Origin of the sequence: Flectobacillus sp. (genome assembly GCF_049240685.1) — a bacterium.
In the GTDB taxonomy this organism is placed as follows: domain Bacteria; phylum Bacteroidota; class Bacteroidia; order Cytophagales; family Spirosomataceae; genus Flectobacillus.
Window position 1 is genome coordinate 6,943 of the sequence record NZ_JBMLSD010000382.1, and the last position, 8,751, is coordinate 15,693.

Here is an 8,751-nt window from a genome sequence, read left to right on the forward strand (position 1 = left end):
TAGGCAACAGGCAATAGGCACAAGGCAATGAGCGATAAATGTTTTGTGCCGAATGCCTATATCTGAGAGCCGAGTGCCGATACCTGAAAGCCGTAAGCCTATAGCTGATAGCCGATTGCCGATACCTGAAAGCCGTAAGCCGATACCTGAAAGCCTAAAACCTATTGCTTGAAAACTTAATTTTGCTCACTAACTTATTACCTTATTCTTTAGATACTTTTTTTCTTATAATACTATTCTTACGCCCGTATGTATAATAAATCACCATACCGATAGCCATCCACACAATTAGTCGAATCCAAGTATCTAATGGCAAAAAGGCCATCATTCCTACACAAGTCAAAATACCCATAATTGGTACGAATGGTACCCAGGGCGTTTTGAATGAACGTGGAGTGTCTGGGTTTGTTTTTCTTAAAACCAAAATACCACCACAAACTACCACAAAAGCCAATAATGTACCAATACTGGTCATTTCACCAACGACATCAATTGGAACCAATGCGGCAAACAAACCTACAAATACACAAAATACAATATTCGACTTCCAAGGTGTACGGAATTTTGGATGTACTTCAGAGAATATTTTAGGAAGAAGTCCATCTTTAGACATACTAAAAAATACCCGTGACTGACCCATCAAATCCACTAGAATAACAGATGTATAACCCACCAAAATAGCTAAAATAACTAATTGAGACAACCAAGCGTATGGCGTTTGTTGAATAGCCACCGCCACAGGTGCAGCATTGTTTTTGAATGTAGTATAATGCGAAAGTCCTGTCATAACATGGGCAAATAGCACAAATAGAATTGTACAAACCAACAGAGAGCCAATGATACCAATAGGCATATTGCGCTGTGGATTTTTAGTTTCTTGTGCCGCTGTCGATATAATATCAAAACCCAAAAACACAAAAAATACCACACCTGCACCACGCAAAATTCCCGACCAGCCGTACTCGCCAAATACACCAGTATTGGCAGGGATGTAAGGTTGATAGTTTTGGGGCTGAACATAATTCCATCCCAAAGCAATAAATACCAATACTACCGCCACCTTCAATGATACCACAATCGCATTCCATATAGCAGAGCCTTTGGTTCCACGCATCAAGATAAAGGACATAAACACCACTACCAACGCCGCAGGTAAGTTGAACAATCCATGAATTGGTTGTCCATTGGCTAATGTAACTGTTTCAAAGGGTGAGTGAACCAGTTGGGGAGGAATATAGAGTTGATAAAAAGCCAAAAATTTTACTAAATAGTTAGACCAACTAATGGCCACAGTAGCTGCACCGACAGAGAACTCTAGCACTAAATCCCAACCGATAATCCAAGCGACCAACTCGCCAAGTGTTGCATAGGAATAGGTATAGGCACTGCCCGCCACAGGAATCATCGCCGCAAATTCGGCGTAGCATAAGCCTGCAAAAGCACAACCCACTGCTGCTACCACAAACGAGAGCGTCACAGCGGGGCCAGCATTGTTAGCAGCCGCCAAACCAGTTAAAGAAAATAAGCCTGCACCAATAATTACCCCTAAACCAAGCATAATTAATTGAAAGGCATTAAGAGAGCGTTTGAGCGTTTTTTCGCCAGACTCCTCCGACTCTCGGATGAGCTGTTCGATGGGTTTGATATATTTCACTGTATTGGAGTTTGTTGAATAATAGTTTACAAAGTTAGAACAGGATATGCTTATTTACTAGAGTAATTTTATAGATTTTGTATACATAACCGCTTAATAAAAAAACATTCACAAAAAATCTATTTAATTATTTGGTTTTCAAGTAAAATATTAAATTTAACGTATAACCTGCCTAGCAATAAGCTTTCAGTCCCTAAGTTAGTTTTTCATACATTCTCTTCTTGCTTCAAAATATTTTAAAATGGGGTTTTACTACTCCTTAGATTCTTGTTTGCTTTGATTAATGGTACTCGCCAAGTACCCATTTGTATTTGTGTCCATCTCCGTTTATATTCATTTTACCTACAATTGCAATGAAGACAAAACTACTTTCCTTATTAATGGTGTTTGGCTTAAGCCATTACGCCTCCGCGCAATTTGTCAAAACCAACAGGTTTGCAGCAAATGTCAATCTTGGAACTACTCCAGGGCTAAGCTTCGTATATGAGCCTTATAATAAGTTGGCCATACGAGCTTCGTATGTTTATCTCAAGTATAATCTGAATCAAGAGCAAAAGATTTCGAATGAAAACATTCTTCTTGCGGGCAATATGGACATGAGTGCCATTGGGCTTTCTGTAGAGTATTATCCATTTGTCAAAAGTAGTTTCAAAATCATCGCAGGAGGAAGCTTGATACAAAAAGGATTTGTGTCGGTAAATGCCTCACCAACAGCTAACTATACCTTTGGCGAAACGGTGTTTACTCCAGAAGAGGTTGGGTCTTTTTTGTTTGACTTGCGTTATGACAATGGTTTTGCCCCTTTTGCAGGCATTGGTTTTGGTAGAGCCGTTCCCAAAAAACGAGTAGGTTTTGGATTTGAGTTAGGCTCCTATTATTTGCCTAAGCCCAAAGTTACGCTTTCAGGAACTGAGCGACTGAGCAGTATGTCGGAGCAAGAGCCCAAAATTCAATCCAACATGGATGATTGGCGTTATTGGCCAATGATTAATCTGAGGCTTGCTGTTAGGCTAAATAAGTAATCATGCAGAATTAGATTTAACTTTTTTGTTTTAGGCACAAGGTCCAGAGTGTTATAGGTTTTTTTTGTAACGATAGCTATGTTTTTGCCGAATGCTCAAAGCTGAAAGTCATAAGCTCAAAAATTAATTTTTATTCTGCGTACTAACTTAGGACTATACTTTCAAAAGTAAAATGGCCTAAATTTTCAATTAGATAAGCTTTTTAATTACTCAATCTAAATTCAGACTCTCATGGAAAAGGTATATAATCGTAAAAATATCTATAGATTACTCATTGTTCTTGCGCTGAGTATTGGAACATTTCTCTCATGTCAAAAAATTAATCCTTTCGACGACCTCGAACTTACGGTTAACACAGATATCTACAAGGCGCCATTATTGATAAAATTTGTAAATGCTAATCCAGCATCTACCACCATACCTAGTGGCCTAACGGTTACTATTTCTGGGGCAGGAAAGGATTTTGTTTTAAGTGATGCAGGAAAAAAAGAGTATGTTCCTGTAGACAATGTTTTATCATTGGTTTTAAATAAAACCGTTTCGCCAAGTGCTTCTGCCCCGATAGAGTTTACCGTAAGCGTATCTGGAAATGGATATGTATCTACCAGTAAAACTTTTGTTATTACTGATAAAGAACTCGCAAGCTTTTATGAGATACCTGTAACCAAAGCTTCGGAGCCTCCTGTTGGGGTAGCTACGACGGTAGAGCCTGTGAATCTGACCCTTGGCGAAAAGGTAGTTGTACCAGCTACAGCAGACAAGCCCGAAGTCGCAGAAGTCACTCTTCTACCAGGTACTCAAGTAAAAGACGCTTCGGGTGCTACCATCAATAGCAATAATGTATCGGTGCAGGTAGTACAGTATTCTACCGAAACTACTGCTTCGCTACAAAGTTTTCCAGGAGGTTTTGGTGCCGAAAATGTAATTATGAATAATGGTACAACCACAGACGGCGATTTTGTTACGGGCGGTTTTGTTGCCATAGATATGGAAGCCGATGGTAAAGCTGTCAAAAGCTTTTCAAAACCTATTCAGGTTTCAGTAGGAATCAGTGCCGATTTGACAAGCCCAGAAACTGGTGAAAAAGTGAAAGAAGGTGATACCATACCTACTTGGAGCTATGATAGTAGTACAGGCCAATGGAAAGAAGAGGGTGTGGCAACAGTAGTAAGAGGAAGTGACGGCAAGTTAACAGCAACTTTTCAGGCATCACACCTCTCTTATTGGAATCTTGACTGGTACTTTTCTGGCTCATGCTCCAATAGCGGCGGAACCGTAAAATTTAATGTTAGTTCCAACGTATCTGGCAATGTTAACAGTTATGATTATTATGGTATGATTTATCTCGTGGATAGATTTAACCGAAAATATTATTACGGACAAATGTGGGACTTTGATGTTCGTAATGGAAATATTAATAATGGATTATACCGCGCTATCAGAGGAAATGGTAATCGTTTACAAATTATGGTATATGCAAGAAGAAACGGACAGTTGCTCGGAAGTACTAGTGTTTTTGATGCTTGCGCGAGTAGTACTGTACCTATCACGCTCAATGTGCCATCTCCGCCTACCTATATTAATGTAGACATAGATTTTACGGCAAAATGCTCCAACAAAAATCTTAATATTAAGCCGTCGACTTGGCTATATCTCTTTAGTTCGAATGGGGCTGGAGGATACGTTTATGCCTACTCACGAAGTGGACTGGCTTCTGTTCGTGTGATTGAAGGTCAAACTTATAATTTTTATACTTACTATAATGGTTCTTTGTATACTGGACGCGTAACGATGAGCAAAACGTCTTCTGCCATTACAACGGCGACTGGAAAACCAATAACTGGGTCAACTTCCTATAATCCAGCAACTGATCGAGTTAAACTATTGGCTACCTACACCGCAAACGATTGTAAGTAGTAGAATAAGGCTTCTAAGTAGGAAAACGTTTTTAGTTAATAGTATGTTGGTTGTTTGATGATATTCATAATCGAAATGTTATAGTCAAATTTTGCCTCAGATATACGATAAATTTAATTTTTCCTACTACTTAAATAGGGTATTTATTTTTTATCATAAAATAGATACCCTATTTTTATTTCCTATGAATCCAAAAGTCTGCATCAATCTTATTCCCATACAAGCCCGTAAGCGTATCCCTCAAAAAATGCTTATCTTGCATATTCAATCAACCTTTGAAACGCTTAATGAAAATAACGCATTACTTCATCAAAACCTTAGCTATCCTTGGTTTGGCAAGTTCGGGGGCTTTGGCTCAATCAGAGCTTTTTCCGAATGCTAATCAAAAATGGGTAGACTCTGTATTTAAAACGCTGACAGTTGACCAAAAGATTGGTCAATTGATGATGCCTCGTGCTAATTACAACGCTACTTATGATACGACTCGCCTCAACCAAATCGTAAGGGATTACCACGTGGGTGGATTAGTTTTCTTCGCTGGAAATCCTAGCAAACAAGCCGTATTAGTCAATAAGCTACAAGCGATGGCTAAAGTACCTATGCTCATTGGCATGGACTTGGAATGGGGCTTAAGTATGCGTCTCGACAGTACAACTCGTTTTCCTTACCAAATGGCTTTAGGTGCCATGCAAGGCAATACCCAGCTACTCGAAGAAATGGGTTATCAAATTGCACTTCAGTGTAAGCGTATAGGCGTACATATTAATTATGCGCCTGTGGTTGATATCAACAATAATCCCAACAACCCTGTTATCAACTTTCGCTCATTCGGCGAAAACAAATATCAAGTAACGCAAAAAGCCATTGCCTACATGAAAGGCCTACAACGTGGAGGGGTTATTACTTCTGCGAAGCACTTTCCTGGGCATGGCGATACTGGTACCGACTCTCATTACGATTTGCCCTTGATTAATCATAATCGTACTCGATTAGATTCTTTAGAGTTGTATCCTTATCGTGAACTTATCAAAAATGGTTTACAGGGAGTTATGGTAGCGCACCTAAATATTCCTGCTTTGGATACTACCAAAAACTTAGCTTCGACGCTGTCAAGAAAAGTCATTACGGATTTATTACGTAAAGAATTAAATTTCAAAGGTTTAGTATTTACGGACGCCATGGATATGCAAGGAGCTGTAAAGTTTTTCCCTGAAGGAACCGCCAACGTAAAAGCCATTCTTGCAGGAAATGATATTCTTGAAACATTTGTGGATGTTCCTGCGGCATTTAATGCCATCAAAAAAGCTCTTTTAAGTGGCGAAATCTCTCAAGCTGATATAGACGAGCGTGTAAAAAGAATTCTATTGGCAAAATCATGGGCTGGACTAGATAAGTACAAAGCGATAGATACCAAAAACTTGATTGATGACCTAAATCCTCGTTTTTCAGATTTGCTCAATCGTCAGTTGGCTATTAATACGGTTACTTTACTTCGTAACAAAAAAGACCTTATTCCTTTACAGAACCTTGATACCTTAAAAATTGCCTCATTGGTTATTGGAACACCTGCTTTTGGGTCGAAACCTGTAACGGATTTCCAGAAAATGTTGGGCAATTACACGGCTGTAGAACATTTTAACTTAGACGAAAACTCGGCTGATAGTACAATTGCCAAAGTTGAGGAGGCACTCAAATCGTACAACTTGGTGATTATGGGTGTGAATGGACAAAATATTCGTCCTGCTAAAAATTATAATATCCTCCCTAAAACACAGGAGTTAGTAAAGAGATTTAGCAATGCCAAAACCATCATTACTCTTTTCTCGAATCCTTATACATTAGGGAAATTTGAAAACTTGGAAAATGCGGCAGCTTTGGTTCAAACGTTCCAAGAAACACCTTTTACACAAGAAGCTGCAGCACAAGCCATATTCGGTGCTACTCCGATTACAGGCAAACTTCCTGTGACGGTCAATACTGCTTTCAAATACAATGATGGTATTACGACCAAAGCCCTTCAGCGTTTTGAATATACCATTCCAGAGGCAGTAGGGATAGATTCAAAATATTTAGGCGCTCGCATTGATTCAATTGTTACGACAGCTATCGACCGTAAGGCAACGCCTGGTGCGGTGGTTTTAGTCGCTAAAAATGGTAAAGTAATTTTCCATAAAGCTTATGGAAAACATACCTATGAAGGAAATCAAAAGGTAGCTTTAACTGATTTGTATGATTTGGCTTCGGTTACCAAAATTAGTACTTCGGTAGCAGCGATGATGCGTATGAGCGATGAAGGTAAATTCTCTTTGAGCAGTACCATGGGTGATATGATTCCAGACTGGAAAAATTCCAATAAAGCTGGCTTGGTATATAAAGATATTTTGACGCACCAAGCACGCCTAAGAGCATGGATTCCTTTCTGGCAAGATTGTATTGACTCTACCAAAATGTTATTGGCAAGCAAAGTATATCAAGATAAAATTGCTGCGCACGGGTATCCAGAAGGATATAAAATTACGTTTTGGGAAAAACTTTTCAGTCGTAAAAAAGCTTATGCTCGTATCGAAAAAGCAATACAGTCTGACAAAAAACTTTGGGCTGAATGTGTGAATATCTCCACACAACCAACCATTTGGAAGCACCATACTTTTGCGGCTGAAAAATCTAATGATTATTCTATCCAAGTAGCAGAAAACCTCTGGATTCATAAAGATTATCACAATGTGCTTTACAAGGCGATTGAAGATTCGCCTTTGCGTGAGAAAAAAGAATATGTCTACTCAGATTTGTCGTACTATATGTATCCACAAATCATTCCTCGTCTGACTGGTAAAGATTGGGAATCTTTCTTAAAAGATACTTTCTACAAACCATTGGGCGCTACTACGTTGACTTACAATGCTCGCTTGCATTATGACTTAAACAGAATTGTACCAACAGAATATGACTCCCTTTTCCGTAAAACACTCATCCACGGACGAGTACATGATGAAGGTGCTGCTATGCTCAACGGTATTTCGGGACACGCAGGTTTGTTTGGGAATGCCAACGATTTGGCAAAATTGATGCAGATGTATTTGCAAAAAGGATATTATGGAGGTAAGCGTTTTATCAAAGAAAGTACTTTGAACGAATGGACGAGCTATCCATTTAGTCTTGCAGAAAATAGCCGTCGTGGCATTGGCTTCGATAAGCCCGACCGCAAAAAGCCAGGCATTAGTGCTGCTCCAAGTGCCCCAGCTTCGAGCTTTGGACACTCGGGTTTTACAGGAACTTATACTTGGGTTGACCCCGACAATCAACTGGTGTATGTATTCTTAGCCAACCGAGTATATCCTACACGCAACAATTCCAAATTGTCAGACCTCAATGTCAGAACCAATATCAACGAGGTAATCTACGATGCCATCAAACGAGGCATTAAGAAATAAGATTTGAAAATGAGAGGATTTGTGGATTTGAAAATTTGATGATGTGACGATTTGAAAATGCAATAAACCTCCATTTTGATATAATTGTAAAAGCGCCCTAGATACGACAGATAAAATTTGTCATATCTAGGTCGCTTTTTTTATCACTGGTTCAAGTCTGTGACTTGGACCTATTCTTTCAAAAGTTTATAACTTTACAGTGAACTGAATTCCTTTATTCCAACGTGATTAATTCAATCTCAAAATCTGAATCATTTAGTGCTTGCAAAATCGCATCTACCCCATCAAGTGCTGAACCCATATCTAGTGTGAAGAGATAGACGTTTTTCTTTTTCTTTTCATAGCTACAATTATGGATTAAGCCTAGATTTGTCATGTCGTTTTCGTCAAAATCATCTTTTAGCAGACTTTTTTGGTTATAAGAGTCAATGGTATTCCCGATAAATTCAGCTAAAATTTCGATGTTTACAGAGGTCTTTATTCTAATGCCAATATCTGGAAATGAAGAACCAAACCAGCCCATTTCTCGAATCTTAAACCGATAGAGCTTTTTGTCTATCGTTGCTTCTTTAGAAGGACGTTTCCACATATATTCGTTACGTTCAACAACCTGCTGTAATCGTTCTTGTGATGGCATATTTTCAATCCAAAAGCTGATTTCTTTGTCTGCTACATCATCAGAAGCTAACACAATACTGCCATCTGATGAACGCCAGTGAAGTTCTAC

General features: G+C 38.9%; 5 protein-coding genes. 3 read left to right on the forward strand and 2 right to left on the reverse strand.

Features of this window, described 5'->3' with window-relative positions; genetic code table 11:
• Window positions 1-202: 202 nt before the first annotated feature.
• Window positions 203-1,654 (reverse strand): amino acid permease, encoded by a 1,452-nt coding sequence (locus tag ACOVQ4_RS17730; protein ID WP_421821951.1) that lies wholly within the window; start codon window positions 1,652-1,654, stop codon window positions 203-205.
• A 353-nt stretch (window positions 1,655-2,007) separates the two neighbouring features.
• Here ACOVQ4_RS17730 and ACOVQ4_RS17735 point away from each other — a divergent pair, with 353 nt between their 5' ends.
• The 3 genes from ACOVQ4_RS17735 (at window position 2,008) to ACOVQ4_RS17745 (ending at window position 8,024) form a co-directional block, all read left to right on the forward strand.
• Complete coding sequence (locus tag ACOVQ4_RS17735) at window positions 2,008-2,676, forward strand: hypothetical protein (RefSeq protein WP_421821952.1); 669 nt, start codon at window positions 2,008-2,010, stop codon at window positions 2,674-2,676.
• 231 nt (window positions 2,677-2,907) lie between these two features.
• Window positions 2,908-4,593, forward strand: a complete 1,686-nt coding sequence (locus ACOVQ4_RS17740; RefSeq protein ID WP_421821953.1) for an astroprincin family protein — start codon at window positions 2,908-2,910, stop codon at window positions 4,591-4,593.
• Window positions 4,594-4,880: 287 nt separating this feature from the next.
• The gene (locus tag ACOVQ4_RS17745; RefSeq protein WP_421821954.1) at window positions 4,881-8,024 is read left to right on the forward strand and encodes a glycoside hydrolase family 3 N-terminal domain-containing protein; all 3,144 of its coding nucleotides are present in this window, start codon (window positions 4,881-4,883) and stop codon (window positions 8,022-8,024) included.
• 214 nt (window positions 8,025-8,238) lie between these two features.
• Here the strand turns inward: ACOVQ4_RS17745 and ACOVQ4_RS17750 are convergent.
• Window positions 8,239-8,751, reverse strand: a 513-nt coding sequence (locus ACOVQ4_RS17750) for a hypothetical protein (RefSeq protein WP_421821955.1), incomplete at its 5' end; no start/stop codon positions are given.